Raw genomic sequence first — 14,423 nt, 5'->3', positions numbered from 1 at the left:
GTCAGCCCTGTGGCCGGGCACCGTTGAGGAACAATTGCTCGACCGTCTGCGCAGTGTTGGCGCTGGCGGCGCGACCGCGGTGCTCGGCATCGACCATGCCGTAGATCATGGTCATGAATATCTCGGTGAACACTGCCGCGCTGATGTCGATGCGTAGCACGCCCAACTGCTGGGCACGCAGGAAGAACGCATCCATGGCCTGGATATAGACCTGCCAGCGCAGGTCCTCGGCGTCGTTGAGCAAGGTATCGGGGCGGTACTGGAACATCAGGAACATCAGCAGTTCGCGATGCTTGAGGTGTTCGGCGATCAGGTGTCGGATGCCGGCCAGCGGTTCGACGCGCTCGAGGTCGGCTTCAAGAATGACCTGGTTGAGCACCTGCTCGCCATGGTCCTCGAGCAGTTTCACCAGGTTGTCGCGGGTGCCGCAGAAGCGGTGCAGGGTGGCCTTGCTGACCCCGGCGGTTTCCGCCAGCTCCTTGAGGGTGGCGCGGGGGTGGACGACAATGGCCTGGGCCAGGGCCTTGAGCAGGCGCTCTTCCTGGAGGGTTCTACGCATGTGGGACCTCGAGTCGGGGTTCGGCGACGAAATATCCACAATTGTATCATATGAGACGAATAAATCTCATAAAGGGGCACGCCCCGTGTAGGAGCGGCCTTGTGCCGCGAAAGGGCTGCGCAGCAGCCCCGGGATTTCAGCGTAAATGCAAAGATTGCCGGGGCCGCTTTGCGGCCCTTTCGCGGCACAAGGCCGCTCCTACAGGACCTGATGCCTCGCCTCAGACCGTGTAATGCTTCAACTCACGCGCAATCAGCATGCGCTGGATCTCGCTGGAGCCCTCGTAGATCTGGGTAATGCGCGCATCGCGATAATACTTCTCCACCGGGTAGTCTTCCAGGTAGCCATACCCGCCATGTACCTGGATTGCCATCGAGCAGACCCGCTCGGCCATCTCCGAGGCGAACAGCTTGGCCTGGGAGGCCTCCGACAGGCAAGGCTTGCCGGCGCTGCGCAGGCGCGCGGCATGCAGGATCAGCAGGCGAGCAGCGTTGACCTGCACCTGCATGTCGGCCAGCAGGTTGGCGATGCTCTGGTGCTCGTTGATCGGCTTGCCGAACTGGATGCGCTCGCGGGAGTAGGTCAGCGCCGCCTCGAACGCCGCGCGGGCAATGCCCAGGGCTTGGGCAGCGATGCCGATGCGTCCGCCTTCGAGGTTGGACAGGGCGATGGCCAGGCCCTTGCCGCGCTCGCCCAGCAGGTTGGCGGCCGGAATGCGGCAGTCGTCCAGGGTCACCGCGCAGGTGTCGGAGGCGCGAATGCCCATCTTGTGCTCGCTGCGGTCGACCTTGAAACCCGGGTTGTCGGTCGGCACCAGGAAGGCCGAGAGGCCTTTCTTGCCCAGCTCCGGGTCGGTCACGGCAAAGACGATGGCCAGCTTGGCGCGGCGGGCGTTGCTGACGAACTGCTTGGCGCCGTTGATTACCCACTGGCCATCGACCAGCTCGGCGCGGGTGCGCAGGTTGTGGGCCTCGGAGCCGGCCTGGGGCTCGGTCAGGCAGAAGCAGCCGATCGCCTCGCCACTGGCCAGTTGCGGCAGCCAAGCCTGCTGCTGCTCGGGGGTGCCGTAGGCCAGCAGCGGGCCGCAGCCCACCGAGTTGTGGATGCTCATCATCGCTCCGGTGGCGCCATCGGCGGCGGAGATTTCCTCGACCGCCAGGGCGTAGGCGACATAGTCGGTGTAGCTGCCGCCGAACTGCTCCGGGGCGACCATGCCGAGCAGGCCCAGTTCGCCCATCTTGCGCACCACGTCATCGTCGATCCAGCCGGCCTTTTCCCAGGCCTGGGCATGGGGCGCGATCTCGCCGCGGGCGAAATCGCGGGCCATGTCGCGGATCATTATCTGCTCTTCGCTCAGTTCCAGGTCTTGCATCTGTGTACTCCCGGGCTCACAGGCCTTCGAAGAATTGGTCGACCCGCTGGGCAGTGAGGCCGGCCAGGGTCGGCGGGTTCCAGCGGGGTTGCTTGTCCTTGTCGACGATCAGGGCGCGCACGCCTTCGATGATGTCGCCGTGGGCGAACCACTGGCGGTCGATGTGCAGTTCCATGGCGAAGCAGTCTTCCAGGGCCAGGTGGCGGCCACGGCGCAGCAGTTCCAGGGTGACCGCCATGGCCAACGGCGAGCGGGTTTCCAGCAGGTCGGCGGTGTCCAGCGCCCATTGGCGGCTGTCGCCGATGGTCACGGCGCGCAGTTGCTCGATGATGCTCGGCAGGTCGGGCAGGGCGAAGAAGTGGTCGATCACCGGGCGCAGTGTCGCCAGCGGCGCGTCCGCCAAGGTCTGTGTGCCCTGCTTGGCGAGCAAGCCTTGCAGGTCCTTGAGCGGGTTGGCGCCGAAGGTCAGGCGGTCGAGCCCGTCATCCAGGGCCGCGAGCTGCTCACTGTCGACGTACCAGTCGGCCAGGCCGCAGTAGAGGGCATCGGCAGCCTTGATCTGGCTGCCGCTGACGCCCAGGTAGATACCCAGTTCGCCCGGTACCCGGGGCAGGAAGTAGCTGCCGCCGACATCCGGGAAGTAGCCGATGCCCACCTCGGGCATGCCCAGGCGGCTGCGTTCGGTGACGATGCGCAGGTCGCAGCCCTGGGCCAGGCCCATGCCGCCGCCGAGGGTGAAGCCGTCCATCAGCACCAGCACCGGCTTGCGGTAGCGGTGGATGCACAGGTCCAGGGCGTATTCCTCGACGAAGAAGTCCTCGTGCAGCTTCTCGCCGGCCTTGTAGCTGTCGTGCAGCGAGCGGATATCGCCACCGGCGCAGAAGCCCTTGGGGCCCTCGCCACGCAGCATCACGGCGTGCACCTGCGGATCCTGGGCCCATTGGTCGAGGTGGCGCTGCAGGCTGCGTACCATGTCCAGGGTCAGGGCGTTGAGGCCGGTGGGGCGATTAAGGGTGAGGTGACCAATGTGGTTGCGGACCTCGGCCAGTACCTGATCCGTTGCCGAGGGTTGAGCGTGCGCGGTCATCGCGGTCTCCCTGCTTTGTTATTGATTTTCCAAGTGAAGTCCTGGAATGCGCGGGCGGATCGAACGATCCTGTCATGCAAAATTACCCTGCACAATTGGCAAATCTGCAGGGTTACCCTGCATTTTTGTCGCCATGCGCATTCCAAGTCTGATGCAGCACTGTAGCAACTCCACGCCCCCTGTAGGAGCGGCCTTGTGCCGCGAAAGGGCCGCAAAGCGGCCCCAGGATTTCAATACTGATGCGAAGGTCGCCGGGGCCGCTTGCGGCCCTTTCGCGGCACAAGGCCGCTCCTACAGGGGGACGTGCAGCAATTGAGACTGGCTCCTCACCCCGAAGGGTGATAGCCGCCCCGTCCCCCCCATGAAACAATCCCGCCCAGCACTCACCCTGGCGGGGACAACAACAATGAGCAACGCCCAGCTGAATTCGCCCGACTGGTACGCGCAGATGGCCCGCGTGGTCGACGCCATTGGCACGCCCGGCTTCGTCGAGGCGTTGTTCGCTGCCCTCAACCAGCTGGCGCCGTGCCAGGCCATCACGGTGTTCCTGTACCCGCGCAAGGGCTTGCCGTCGGCGCTGTTCGCCAAGGACGACGAGGGGCCCTGGCTGCCCGAGGGCAATGTGCAGAAGTACCTCGAAGGCTACTACCTGCTGTGCCCGTTCTACCGCGCCTGCATGGACGGCATGCCCGCCGGCTGCTACCGCCTGAGCGATGTCGCGCCCGATCATTTCAAGCGCAGCGAGTACTACACCTCCTTCTACCAGCATGCCCACCTGGAGGACGAGCTCAACTACCTGGTGCCGCTGGACGCCCAGCTGTCCATCGCCGTGGCCCTGGGCAGCACCCGGCGCCTGGGCAGTCGCCAGGTGGCCGAGCTCAAGTGCGTTGCCGCCTGGGTGGTGGCAGTGGTGCGCCGACACTGGGGGCAGCTGGATGCCGAGGCCCTGGGCGGACGCTTCGAGAGCGCGCTGGGGCGGCAGATCAACGCCGCGCTGAACAATTTCGGCTCATCCCTGCTCACCGAGCGTGAATGCCACATCGCCCAATACCTGCTGCGCGGCCATTCCACGCGCTCGCTGGCCGAGCGCCTGGGGATCAGTGAGGACACCGTCAAGACCCACCGCAAGAACCTCTACGCCAAGCTCGACATCGCCACCCAGGCCGAGCTGTTCTCGCTGTTCATCGCCTCGCTGGCCCAGGCCCAGGAAGGCCTGAGCAAGGACCCACTGGAAAGCTACCTGCGGCGGCGCTGAACCACCGTTTCACCTCATCCAGACAACGACAATCACCGGCCCCGCGTGTGGCCGGAGGGGAGACCTGCGTGCATACGAAAAGCGATTGGCAGCAGCGCGCTGCACGGCAAAGCTTCATCACCACCGCGTTGATCGACGGCCGCCCGGTGGCGGCTCGTGACGGTGCCACCTTCGCCGCCATCAATCCGGCGACCGAGCAGTGCCTGGCCCAGGTCGCCGCCTGCGCCGACCACGAGATCGATCAGGCGGTGCGCGCCGCCCGTCGCGCCTTCGAGCACGGGCCCTGGGCACGCATGGCGCCGGCCGAGCGCAAGCGCGTGCTGCTGCGCCTGGCCGAGCTGATGCTGGCCCACCGCGAGGAACTGGCGCTGCTTGACTCGCTGAACATGGGCAAACCGGTGATGGACGCCTACAGCATCGACGTGCCCGGTGCTGCGCATGTGTTCGCCTGGTATGGCGAGGCGCTGGACAAGCTCTACGACCAGGTCGCGCCGACCGCCGCCAGCGCCGTGGCAATGATCAGCCGCGAGGCGCTGGGCGTCATCGGCGCGGTGGTGCCGTGGAACTTCCCGTTGGACATGGCCGCCTGGAAGGTCGCCCCGGCACTGGCCGCAGGCAACAGCGTGGTGCTCAAGCCCGCCGAGCAGTCGCCATTCTCGGCCCTGCGCCTGGCGGAGCTTGCATTGCAGGCGGGGTTGCCGGAAGGCGTGCTCAACGTGGTGCCGGGCCTGGGTGAAACCGCGGGCCGCGCCCTGGGGCTGCACCCGGACGTGGACTGCCTGGTGTTCACCGGCTCCACCCAGGTCGGCAAGTACTTCATGCAGTACTCGGCGCAGTCCAACCTCAAGCAGGTGTGGCTCGAATGCGGCGGCAAGAGCCCGAACCTGGTGTTCGACGACTGCCGCGACCTCGACCTGGCAGCGCAGAAAGCGGCGTTCGGCATCTTCTTCAATCAGGGCGAGGTGTGCTCGGCCAACTCGCGGCTGTATGTGCAGCGCTCGATCCATGACGAGTTCGTCGAGCGCCTGCTGCGCCAGGCCCGTGAGTGGCTGCCGGGCGACCCGCTGGATCCGGCCAGCCGCGCCGGCGCCATCGTCGATGCAGGGCAGGCCGCGCGCATCGAGGCGGCCATCGCCCAGGGCCGGGCCGAGGGCGCGCGCCTGCTGTGCGGCGGCGAGCGGCTGAGTGTCAACGGCTCGCAGAACTTCATCACGCCAACGATCTTCACCGATGTGCGCCAGGACATGGCCCTGGCCCGCGAGGAGATCTTCGGCCCGGTACTGGCGGTCAGCGCCTTCGATGACGAGGAGCAGGCCATCGCCTTGGCCAATGACAGCGTCTACGGCCTGGCCGCGTCGGTCTGGAGCGACGACCTCAACCGCGCCCACCGAGTGGCCCGGCGGCTCAAGGCCGGCACGGTGTCGGTCAACACCGTCGACGCTTTGGACGTGACCGTGCCGTTCGGCGGCGGGCGCCAGTCGGGCTTTGGCCGCGACCTCTCGCTGCATTCGTTCGACAAGTACACCCAGCTCAAGACCACCTGGATCCAGCTGCGCTGACATTCACCCGAGGAGAACAACAATGAACGCACCTTTTGCGCCCAAACGCGACACCCGCGACTACCAGGCCAGCGACGCCGCCCACCACATCCACGCCTTCCTCGACCAGAAGGCGCTCAACGCCGAGGGGCCACGGGTCATCACCCGGGGTGAAGGCCTGTACCTGTGGGACAACGACGGCCGCCGCTACCTGGACGGCATGTCCGGCCTGTGGTGCACCCAGCTCGGCTATGGCCGCAAGGACCTGACCGCCGCCGCCGCCGCGCAGATGGACCAGCTGGCGTACTACAACATGTTCTTCCACACCACCCACCCGGCGGTGATCGAACTGTCCGAGCTGCTGTTCAGCCTGCTGCCGGGCCACTACAGCCACGCCATCTACACCAACTCCGGCTCCGAGGCCAACGAGGTGCTGATCCGCACTGTGCGTCGCTATTGGCAGGTGGTCGGCCAGCCGAGCAAGAAGATCATGATCGGCCGCTGGAATGGCTACCACGGCTCGACCCTGGCGGCCACGGCGCTGGGCGGGATGAAGTTCATGCACGAGATGGGCGGGCTGATCCCGGACGTTGCGCATATCGACGAGCCGTACTGGTTCGCCGCGGGCGGCGAGCTGACCCCGGCCGAGTTCGGCCGACGCTGCGCCCTGCAACTGGAGGAGAAGATCCTCGAGCTGGGCGCCGAGAACGTTGCCGGTTTCATTGCCGAGCCGTTCCAGGGCGCCGGCGGCATGATCTTCCCGCCCGAGAGCTACTGGCCCCAAATCCAGCGCATCTGCCGCCAGTACGATGTGCTGCTGTGCGCCGACGAGGTGATCGGCGGTTTTGGTCGCACCGGCGAATGGTTTGCCCACCAGCACTTCGGTTTCGAGCCCGACACCCTGTCCATCGCCAAGGGCCTGACCAGTGGCTACGTGCCCATGGGCGGGCTGGTGCTGAGCAAGCGCATCGCCGAGACGCTGGTGGAGCGGGGCGGGGTATTCGCCCACGGCCTGACCTATTCCGGTCACCCGGTGGCAGCAGCGGTGGCGGTGGCTAACCTCAAGGCCCTGCGCGACGAAGGCATTGTGCGCCAGGTCAAGGACGACACCGGGCCATACCTGCAGCGCATCCTGCGCGAGGTATTCGCTGATCATCCGCTGATCGGCGAGGTGCAGGGCGCCGGGTTGGTGGCGGCGTTGCAGTTCGTCGAGGACAAGGCCACGCGCAGGCGTTTCGCCAATGAGAACGACCTGGCCTGGCAGTGCCGCACGTTCGGCTTTGAAGAGGGGGTGATCATTCGCTCCACCCTGGGGCGCATGATCATGGCGCCGGCGCTGGTGGCCAGCCGAGGCGAGCTGGATGAGCTGGTGGAGAAGACCCGTATTGCGGTGGATCGGGTGGCGGGGATGGTTGGCAGACGCTGAGTCTGGCTTGAGATCCTGGGGCCGCGTTGCGGCCCTTTCCGGCCGGTCCGACGCCTCGGCAAGGCCGCTCCTACAGGGGTACGCGATCCGGGTAGGAGCGGCCTTGCGCCGCGAAAGGCCTGACTTATGATTATCCAGCGTTGTCTGACAGCGCCTTCAACACCGCCATGGCGCGCTGGGCGTCGTCGACACCGACAAAGATGTGGTCATGGTAATAGGCCGCCACTACGTTGCAGCTGATGCCCGCCTTGCCCAGCGCGGTGGCGAACGCCGCAGTCAGGCCCACGGCCTCGAGGGAAGAGTGGACGGTCAGCGTGATCCAGGCGCAGACATAGGTGTAGGGCAGCTGCATCGCGTCCGCGACCGTTCGCTCCAGGATGACCGTCCAGCCTTCGCGCTCCCTGAAGCTGCCTACAATGTTCAGGTCTTGCAGCTGCGAGGCGTCAGTGACCGTGGCAAAGACATATTCGCCATCATTGAGTTCGGGCCTCATGGACTGGAGAAGTTTTTCAATCGAGGTTTCGCCATGCATCGCCTGGGCTCCTTGAATTGTGAGTCGGCAGTCTAGAGCGTTCACCGGGGGCGAATGAAATTAGCATTGCACGCAGGGCATTAGGACAATCGATTTCGCCGCTCAGCGCCACGCTGCCAGGCGTACCAGCGCGGGCAGCAGCGCCCAGATCGGCGCCAGCAGCAGGGCGGTGGTGACCGCGCCCAACGGCAGGTCGACCTGTGCCAACCGGGCACCGGCCAGATAGGCCAGCGGCCCGCCCAACGCACCCAGCACCGCCCCGCGCCAGAACGGCTGGCCGGCCCAGGCCAGGCTATGGCGCAGGCCGCTGGCCAACACCAGCCACATCAAAACCAGCCACACGGGTAGCGGACGGCTGTCGAAAGTAAACACGCCAATCGCGCCCAACAGGCTGTCCACCAGGCAGCCGGCCAGCGTCACGCGCAGTAGCGCCCAAGCCTCGCCAGGGCGATCCTGGCAGAGGTATACATGCACCGCCATGACCGGCGGCACCACCAGCAGCAACCCGGGCCATCGAGCGCCGAGCACGCACAGCCACCAGCCGGCCTGCAGCCACAGGGCATTGGCGATCAGCCAGCCACGGCGCATGGGTCAGTGCCCGGGCAACGGAGCGCGCCGTGCCAGGGGAGCTGCCCAGAGCAACTGGGCGACGCCGATGGCGCGCTCCTCGAAACCGCCCTGGCAGTAGCACAGGTAGTACTCCCACAGGCGCTGGAACATTTCGTCGTAGCCGAGCGCCGTCAGCACACCGCGGGCCTGGCGCAGGTTGTCGCGCCAGTGCCGCAGGGTGCGGGCGTAGTCCAGGCCGAAGTCCTCCAGGTGCACGAGGTTCAGTCCTGTCTGGCGGCTGGCGGTGTCGAGCAGCACGCTCAGCGACGGCAGGGCGCCGCCGGGGAAGATGTAGCGCTGGATGAAGTCCACCGAGCGACAGGCCTGGGCATAGCGCTGGTCGCGGATGGTGATGGCCTGCAGGAGCATCAGCCCGTCGGGCTTGAGCAGCGTAGCGCACTGGCGAAAGTACACAGGCAGGTAACGGTGGCCGACGGCCTCTATCATCTCGATCGAGACCAGTTTGTCGAAGGTGCCCGCCAGGTCGCGATAGTCCTGGCGCAACACCGTCACACGGTGCTCCAGCCCCAGCGCCTGGACGCGCTGCAGGGTGAAGGCGTACTGGGCCTCGGAGAGCGTCGTGGTGGTGACCCGGCAGCCGTGCCGGGTCGCGGCGTGGATCGCCAGGCTGCCCCAGCCGCTGCCGATCTCCAGCAGGTGATCCTGCGCACGCAGTTCGAGCTTGCGGCAGATCTGCTCCAGCTTGTTCAGCTGGGCCTGCTCCAGGGGTTGCTCGGGGTGTTCGAACCGGGCCGCCGAGTACATCATGGTCGGGTCGAGCAGGTGTTCGAACAGGACGTTGCCCAGGTCGTAGTGGGCCAGGATATTGCGTCTGGCGCCGCGCCGGTTGTTGCGGTTCAGGCGATGCAGCAGGCGCAGCAGGGGGCGACCCAGACGCGCCAGGCCACCCTCCAGGGCGTCCAATACCTCCAGGTTGGCCACGAACAGCCGGGTCACGGCCGCCAGGTCCGGGCTGTGCCAGTAGCCATGGATGTAGGCTTCGCCGGCACCGATCGAGCCATTGCCGGCCACCAGGTTCCAGGCCGCGCCTTCAAGGATCTCCACTTCGGCCTGCAACGGGCTGTCGGTGTCGCCGAAGCTCCATTGCCGTCCCCGCTCGCGCAGCCGCAGGTGGCCGTGGCGTAGCTTGCCCAGTTGCGCCAGCACCGCGCTGCGGGCCAGTCCACCCAATAGCGGTGTGAGGCCTGCAGATTTGCTAACGCTCAGGGTGGGGTTCGACATGGTCGGGCTCCTCGCGGCGATGGCCGAGCGCCAGGGTGCCCTGGCTGGCGGTATGGTCGTGAACGGGGACACGCTTGAACAACAGGCGCAGTGCTTGCCAGTAGATGGCCGAGACGGTGCGCAGGCTCATCCAGGGGAAGGACAGCAGGTAGCGATGCAGCGCGGCGCGGTCCAGCGGCTGGCGGCGCACGGCGAGGTCGGCTTCGAAGACCTTCTGGCCGTCTTGCCAGTTCTCCATGTGCACGTGAATCCGCTGCGTATCGAGATGGAAGTGCAGGCGGTAGTCCATGGCCATCGGCAGGAAGGGCGATACGTGGAAGGCCTTGGCCATGGTGAACGGTTGCTCGAGGCCGTCCCGCACCGGCAGCACATAGTGGAAGCGCTCGCGCCACGGCGTGTTGCGCACTTCCAGCAGAATCGCCGCCAACTGCTCGTCGCGGTCATGGCAGAAGTACAGGCTCACCGGATTGAACGACAGCCCCCAACTGCGCAACTGTGTCAGCAGGCGCACCGGGCCTTCGGGAACCTGGCCGGTGGCCTGGCCGACCAGTCGGCGGGCGGCCTGGGCCAGCGGCTCGCCCTTGCCGGTCAGCGCCGGCAGGTAGTCGGTCTCGCGCCAGCTCAAGGGCGCCAGTCGCCAGCGCCCCACCCAGCGCGACAGGCCCAGCAGCCGGGCCTGCTCGTCGAGGTCCAGGTAGAACATGCCGATCCGGTAGCGGAAGGCATGCGACCGGGGCCCCAGGCGTCGATGGCTGACCCAGCCCGGGCACAGGCTGCTGTTCACAATTGCTCTCCGAAGTGTTCGGCGACCTTGAGCGCACTGACCACGCCGTCTTCGTGAAAGCCGTTGCCCCAGTAGGCGCCGCAGTAGTAGCTGTGGTGCTGGCCCTGCAGCTCGGCCTGGCGGGCCTGGGCGGCGGTGGCGGCGAGGCTGTATTGAGGGTGGGCGTACTGGTAGCGGGCGATGATCTGCGCCGGGTCTACACGTGAGGTCTGGTTGAGGCTGACGCAGAAGGTCACCGGGGCCTGGATGCCCTGCAGGATGTTCATGTTATAGGTCAGCGCGGCTGGGGCCTGTTCGGGGCCGCCCAGGCGGTAGTTCCAGCTGGCCCAGGCCTTGCGCCGGCGCGGCAGCAGGCGGGTGTCGGTGTGTAGCAGCACATCGTTGCTGGCGTAGGTGATGGCCCCAAGCACCGCGCGCTCCTGGGCGCTGGGTGCTTCCAGCAGGGCCAGGGCCTGGTCGCTGTGGCAGGCGAACACCACGTTGTCGAAGCGCTCACTACCGGCCTTGCCGTGCAGGGTGACGCCGCCTTCGTCGCGGCTCACCCGGTCGACTTTGCACGCCAGGCGAATGCGCTCGGCGAACGGTCGGCACAGCGGTGCGACATAGCTGCGCGAACCACCCTCGACGACCCGCCACTGCGGACGCCGGTTGACCGACAGCAGCCCATGGTTGCGACAGAAACGCACGAAGAACTGCAGGGGGAAATCGAGCATGTCCGCCCGTGACATCGACCAGATTGCCGAGCCCATCGGCACGACGTAGTGCTCGATAAAGCGCCGGCCATAGCCCTGTGCCTGGAGGTAACCGCCCAGGGTGGTGGACGGGTCGATGCGCTCGCGGTCCAGGTCGGCCAGGGCCTGGCGGTTGAAACGCAGGATGTCGCGCAGCATGCCCCAGAACCCTGGCGACACCAGGTTGCGCCGCTGGGCGAACAGGGTGTCGAGGTTATGGCCGTTGTATTCGAGGCCACTGCCCGGGTCATGCACAGAGAAGCTCATCTGGGTCGGTCGCGAGGCGACCCCAAGCTGGTCGAGCAAGCGGATGAAGTTCGGGTAGGTCCAGTCGTTGAACACGATGAAGCCGGTGTCCACTGCGTGGCGCTCGCCGTGCCAGGGCACTTCGACGGTATGGGTGTGGCCACCGATCCAGTCCTCGGCCTCGAACACCGTGACTTCGTGGCGGCGCGACAGCAGGTGGGCGCAGGTCAGGCCGGCGATGCCGCTGCCTATGATCGCGATGCGCATGGCGGGCTATTCCTGTGGCCGTCTTGCCAGGCGTCGACCCAGCGCCAGGCGCCAACGCGGCGGCAGCGCGCCGAGCAGGCGCAGGACCAGGGTGAACGCAGTGGGGAAGTTGATTTCCAGCGGCCGCCCGGGCAGGCGCCGGGCGATATGGCGGGCGGCGCGCTGCGCCGTCCAGCGCTGGGGCATGGGGAAGTCGTTGCGCCGGGTCAGGGGCGTATCGACGAAGCCGGGGCTGACCAGGGTGACATCGATGCCTTCATTGGCCAGGTCGATGCGCAGCGATTCGACCAGGTAACGCACGGCGGCCTTGGATGCGCCATAGGCGCCGGCCCGGGGCAGGGCGAGCCAGGCCACCGAACTGCCCATCACCACCACATGCGGGCGCTCGCCACGGCGCAGCAAGGGCAGGGCGATGGCCAGGCAATGACACAGGCCCAGCAGGTTGGTGCGCACCACGCGCTCGACCAGGTCAGGGTCGAATCGACCCGGCTCCAGGTATTCACAGGTCCCGGCGTTGAGGATCACGCCATCGAGTGCGCCCCAGGCTTGCTGCAGTTCCCCGGCGATCAACGCCAGCCGTTCGCGGTCGTCGATATCGCCAAGGGCCGCCAGCGCCTGCCCGGGAAAACGTTCGACCAAGGGCGCCAGGCGCTCGGCGCAGCGGCCTCCCAAGGCTACCTGGTGCCCCTGTTCCAGCAGTTGCGCGGCCAGCGCCGCGCCGATGCCGCTGCTGGCGCCGGTCAGCCAGTAGCGGCTCATGCCAGCCGACCCTTGAGCCAGCGGATGGCGCCGCCCATGACCGGGACATGTTCATAGAGCAGGGCACCGGCGTCGAAGTAATCCTGGTGAACCTGTACCCGCTGCTGCCATTGCAGATGGCTGCAGCCCTGCAGGCTGATGGGCCGGCCACCGGCCAGACGTGGATGGCGAAAGTGCAGGGTCCAGCGCAGGTAACCCTGCCCGGGCCGGACCTCGTCGGCGCCGGTGAAGGCATAGCGGATGTCGTGGGCGTTGGCGTAGAGCTGGGCGAAGTACGCCTTCAGGGCCGGCAGGCCATCGACCCGGTGCAGCGGGTCGCGAAAGCTGACATCTTCGCTGTACAGGTTTTCCAGCGAGTCCAGGTTGCCCCGGTGCAGGCGGGCGAAGCATTCGGCGAACTGCTGCAGGTAGTCTGACATGCGCGGCTCCGGGCAATCCTGTACAACGATGGCGAGTTGTACAGGTATGACTGAAGCCTAGGACTAAAATTGTACAAACACAATCTTCTTGTACAGATTTTGCCGTCAGCGTCCGGCTGCCGCCAGCGCCTCGCGCAAGCGCGCGACCTCCGCTTCCAGTTCACGCACTTTCTCCTCGGCGGCTACCTGGGCCGTGACATCGCGCTGGATACCGATGTAGTAGGTCAGTTGGTCGGCTTCGTTGCGCACCGGGGTAATCGACAGCTCGTTCCAGAACGGGCTGCCATCCTTGCGGTAGTTGCGCAGCACCTGGCGGCAGGGGCGGCCTGCGCGGATCGCCTGGCCGATGGCGGCGACGCCCGGCTGGTCATGGTCGGTGCCCTGGAGAAAGCGGCAGTCCTGGTAGAGGATGTCGTCCGTGGCGTAGCCGGTGAGCCGTTCGAAGGCCGGGTTGACGTAGATGAGAATGCTGTCGTTGCCCTCCTGTTCGGCGACGACGATGCCATCGTTGGACTGCTCGACCATCAGTTGCAGGAGTTTCGCGTTGATCATGGAGCTCACCTGTCGGATCGTGTGTGCGAATGCGCAGCGTAGCTTCCGTGCGAGAACCTCGGGCGCGTGTGCCGACCATGATGACCCAAGCAGGCTCGCCGCAACAGGTACCCATGGGGTTAGAATGTGTCTTCACCCATTCGAACCCTGGCCATGACCGACGCCCCTTCCTTCGACTTGCTGCCCATGCGCGACGTGGTCAGCCTGACCGGCATCAACCCCGTGACGTTGCGCGCCTGGGAGCGCCGCCATGGCCTGATCAGCCCGCAGCGCACCGAAGGCGGGCACCGGCTGTACACGGCCAGGGATGTCCAGCGCATTCGCGACATACTGCGCTGGACCGGCAATGGCGTGCCTATCAGCAAGGTTGGCGGGTTGCTCGCCGGCCAGCCCGAGGCGCCCCCCGCGCAGGACGATGCCTTTCACGACTGGCGCCTGGCCGTTGTCCGGGCGACCAAGGCGTTCGACGCGCAGGCTTTGGAAGGCATTCACGGGCAGTTGTTCACGCTGTTGCCCAAGGCCTCGGTGATGCACGAGGTGTTCATGCCGGTGTGGCGCGAGCTGGCCGAAGGTGAGGCTTTCGGCGAGCGCAGCCAGTGGCTGTTCCTGGACACTTTCCTGCGCGCCCGTCTGCTGCTGCGCCTGCACATGAACCAGGCCGATGCGCCACGGGTGCTGCTGGCCGGCGCCGAGGGCCTGGCCGAGCTGCAGTTGCTGTGTGCCGGCCTGCTGCTGAGTGATCGGCGCCAACGCATCGAGGTGCTGGGGTGTGGCCAGCCGCTGGAGGAGCTGGCGCTGGTGTGCAGGGCAATCCAGCCGGCGGTGCTGGTGGTTGCGGTGCGGGGGCCGGTAAGCGCGGCCTTGGCGAAACGACTGCGTTCGTTGCAGATGGAGATCGCTTGCCCGCTGGCGCTGGTGGGCGAGGGGCTGGGGGCTTCGCAGGCGATGCTGCAGGGGATTCCGGTGTGTCTGCTGGATGAGTGTGATCCTCAGGCGCCCGGCATGCTTGATGCGTTGATCAGGGGCGCCCTGGACCTGTGATGGC

At 66.6% G+C, this 14,423-nt stretch carries 15 protein-coding genes; 4 read left to right on the top strand and 11 right to left on the bottom strand.

Annotation, left to right across the window (positions count from 1 at the left end; translation table 11 throughout):
- Nucleotide 1 precedes the first annotated feature (1 nt).
- The 3 genes from AC0MAZ_RS17635 to AC0MAZ_RS17625 form a co-directional block, all read right to left on the bottom strand.
- Entirely contained in the window at nucleotides 2-559 is a 558-nt protein-coding gene (locus AC0MAZ_RS17635) for a TetR/AcrR family transcriptional regulator (RefSeq protein ID WP_203652546.1), read from the bottom strand.
- A gap of 220 nt (nucleotides 560-779) precedes the next feature.
- Nucleotides 780-1,931 carry an acyl-CoA dehydrogenase family protein gene (locus AC0MAZ_RS17630; protein WP_062363361.1) on the bottom strand — a complete coding sequence of 384 codons (1,152 nt, stop codon included), beginning with the start codon at nucleotides 1,929-1,931 and terminating at the stop codon, nucleotides 780-782.
- Nucleotides 1,932-1,947: 16 nt separating this feature from the next.
- Nucleotides 1,948-3,018, bottom strand: a complete 1,071-nt coding sequence (locus AC0MAZ_RS17625; protein WP_203652548.1) for an enoyl-CoA hydratase/isomerase family protein — start codon at nucleotides 3,016-3,018, stop codon at nucleotides 1,948-1,950.
- A 406-nt stretch (nucleotides 3,019-3,424) separates the two neighbouring features.
- On the opposite strand from AC0MAZ_RS17625, the gene AC0MAZ_RS17620 reads away from it, so the two are divergent.
- The 3 genes from AC0MAZ_RS17620 to AC0MAZ_RS17610 all read left to right on the top strand — a co-directional run bounded on the left by AC0MAZ_RS17620 (nucleotide 3,425) and on the right by AC0MAZ_RS17610 (nucleotide 7,237).
- Nucleotides 3,425-4,273 (top strand): helix-turn-helix transcriptional regulator, encoded by an 849-nt coding sequence (locus AC0MAZ_RS17620; RefSeq protein WP_232857244.1) that lies wholly within the window; start codon nucleotides 3,425-3,427, stop codon nucleotides 4,271-4,273.
- Between the two features lie 68 nt (nucleotides 4,274-4,341).
- Nucleotides 4,342-5,832 (top strand): aldehyde dehydrogenase, encoded by a 1,491-nt coding sequence (locus AC0MAZ_RS17615; RefSeq protein ID WP_234562560.1) that lies wholly within the window; start codon nucleotides 4,342-4,344, stop codon nucleotides 5,830-5,832.
- A 22-nt stretch (nucleotides 5,833-5,854) separates the two neighbouring features.
- Nucleotides 5,855-7,237: an aspartate aminotransferase family protein gene (locus AC0MAZ_RS17610; protein ID WP_475858722.1), complete on the top strand. Its 1,383-nt coding sequence runs from the start codon at nucleotides 5,855-5,857 to the stop codon at nucleotides 7,235-7,237.
- A gap of 130 nt (nucleotides 7,238-7,367) precedes the next feature.
- On the opposite strand, the gene AC0MAZ_RS17605 is transcribed toward AC0MAZ_RS17610, so the two are convergent.
- From AC0MAZ_RS17605 to AC0MAZ_RS17570, 8 genes are all read right to left on the bottom strand, one after another.
- Nucleotides 7,368-7,769, bottom strand: coding sequence for an ACT domain-containing protein (locus AC0MAZ_RS17605; RefSeq protein WP_475858721.1), 402 nt, complete (start codon nucleotides 7,767-7,769; stop codon nucleotides 7,368-7,370).
- Nucleotides 7,770-7,871: 102 nt separating this feature from the next.
- The gene (locus AC0MAZ_RS17600; RefSeq protein WP_232857238.1) at nucleotides 7,872-8,357 is read right to left on the bottom strand and encodes a DUF2878 domain-containing protein; all 486 of its coding nucleotides are present in this window, start codon (nucleotides 8,355-8,357) and stop codon (nucleotides 7,872-7,874) included.
- Between the two features lie 3 nt (nucleotides 8,358-8,360).
- Nucleotides 8,361-9,620, bottom strand: coding sequence for a class I SAM-dependent methyltransferase (locus tag AC0MAZ_RS17595; protein ID WP_475858720.1), 1,260 nt, complete (start codon nucleotides 9,618-9,620; stop codon nucleotides 8,361-8,363).
- Entirely contained in the window at nucleotides 9,595-10,404 is an 810-nt protein-coding gene (locus AC0MAZ_RS17590) for a DUF1365 domain-containing protein (protein ID WP_475858719.1), read from the bottom strand. Before AC0MAZ_RS17590 ends, AC0MAZ_RS17595 begins: the two co-directional genes overlap by 26 nt.
- Nucleotides 10,401-11,648 carry an NAD(P)/FAD-dependent oxidoreductase gene (locus tag AC0MAZ_RS17585; protein WP_475858718.1) on the bottom strand — a complete coding sequence of 416 codons (1,248 nt, stop codon included), beginning with the start codon at nucleotides 11,646-11,648 and terminating at the stop codon, nucleotides 10,401-10,403. The genes AC0MAZ_RS17590 and AC0MAZ_RS17585 overlap by 4 nt, the downstream gene beginning before the upstream one ends.
- Before the next feature lie 6 nt (nucleotides 11,649-11,654).
- The gene (locus AC0MAZ_RS17580; RefSeq protein WP_475858717.1) at nucleotides 11,655-12,407 is read right to left on the bottom strand and encodes an SDR family NAD(P)-dependent oxidoreductase; all 753 of its coding nucleotides are present in this window, start codon (nucleotides 12,405-12,407) and stop codon (nucleotides 11,655-11,657) included.
- Entirely contained in the window at nucleotides 12,404-12,826 is a 423-nt protein-coding gene (locus tag AC0MAZ_RS17575; RefSeq protein WP_232857234.1) for a nuclear transport factor 2 family protein, read from the bottom strand. The genes AC0MAZ_RS17580 and AC0MAZ_RS17575 overlap by 4 nt, the downstream gene beginning before the upstream one ends.
- Before the next feature lie 105 nt (nucleotides 12,827-12,931).
- The gene (locus tag AC0MAZ_RS17570) at nucleotides 12,932-13,378 is read right to left on the bottom strand and encodes a PAS domain-containing protein (protein WP_232857233.1); all 447 of its coding nucleotides are present in this window, start codon (nucleotides 13,376-13,378) and stop codon (nucleotides 12,932-12,934) included.
- Nucleotides 13,379-13,531: 153 nt separating this feature from the next.
- Between AC0MAZ_RS17570 and AC0MAZ_RS17565 the strand changes: the two genes are divergently transcribed.
- Nucleotides 13,532-14,419, top strand: coding sequence for a MerR family transcriptional regulator (locus AC0MAZ_RS17565; protein WP_203652560.1), 888 nt, complete (start codon nucleotides 13,532-13,534; stop codon nucleotides 14,417-14,419).
- The last annotated feature ends 4 nt before the right edge of the window (nucleotides 14,420-14,423 follow it).

It is taken from the genome of Pseudomonas sp. A (genome assembly GCF_056270345.1).
Note: the sequence above shows the minus strand (reverse complement) of the source record. Positions and strands in the feature narration are given on the sequence as shown.

Bases quoted from the DNA above. Each gene is read 5' to 3' on its own strand.
- AC0MAZ_RS17605 (WP_475858721.1), bottom strand. From the start codon at position 7,769: ATGCATGGCGAAACCTCGATTGAAAAACTTCTCCAGTCCATGAGGCCC.
- AC0MAZ_RS17625 (WP_203652548.1), bottom strand. From the start codon at position 3,018: ATGACCGCGCACGCTCAACCCTCGGCAACGGATCAGGTACTGGCCGAG.
- AC0MAZ_RS17635 (WP_203652546.1), bottom strand. From the start codon at position 559: ATGCGTAGAACCCTCCAGGAAGAGCGCCTGCTCAAGGCCCTGGCCCAG.
- AC0MAZ_RS17570 (WP_232857233.1), bottom strand. From the start codon at position 13,378: ATGATCAACGCGAAACTCCTGCAACTGATGGTCGAGCAGTCCAACGAT.
- AC0MAZ_RS17565 (WP_203652560.1), top strand. From the start codon at position 13,532: ATGACCGACGCCCCTTCCTTCGACTTGCTGCCCATGCGCGACGTGGTC.
- AC0MAZ_RS17630 (WP_062363361.1), bottom strand. From the start codon at position 1,931: ATGCAAGACCTGGAACTGAGCGAAGAGCAGATAATGATCCGCGACATG.
- AC0MAZ_RS17620 (WP_232857244.1), top strand. From the start codon at position 3,425: ATGAGCAACGCCCAGCTGAATTCGCCCGACTGGTACGCGCAGATGGCC.
- AC0MAZ_RS17585 (WP_475858718.1), bottom strand. From the start codon at position 11,648: ATGCGCATCGCGATCATAGGCAGCGGCATCGCCGGCCTGACCTGCGCC.
- AC0MAZ_RS17580 (WP_475858717.1), bottom strand. From the start codon at position 12,407: ATGAGCCGCTACTGGCTGACCGGCGCCAGCAGCGGCATCGGCGCGGCG.
- AC0MAZ_RS17600 (WP_232857238.1), bottom strand. From the start codon at position 8,357: ATGCGCCGTGGCTGGCTGATCGCCAATGCCCTGTGGCTGCAGGCCGGC.
- AC0MAZ_RS17575 (WP_232857234.1), bottom strand. From the start codon at position 12,826: ATGTCAGACTACCTGCAGCAGTTCGCCGAATGCTTCGCCCGCCTGCAC.
- AC0MAZ_RS17595 (WP_475858720.1), bottom strand. From the start codon at position 9,620: ATGTCGAACCCCACCCTGAGCGTTAGCAAATCTGCAGGCCTCACACCG.
- AC0MAZ_RS17610 (WP_475858722.1), top strand. From the start codon at position 5,855: ATGAACGCACCTTTTGCGCCCAAACGCGACACCCGCGACTACCAGGCC.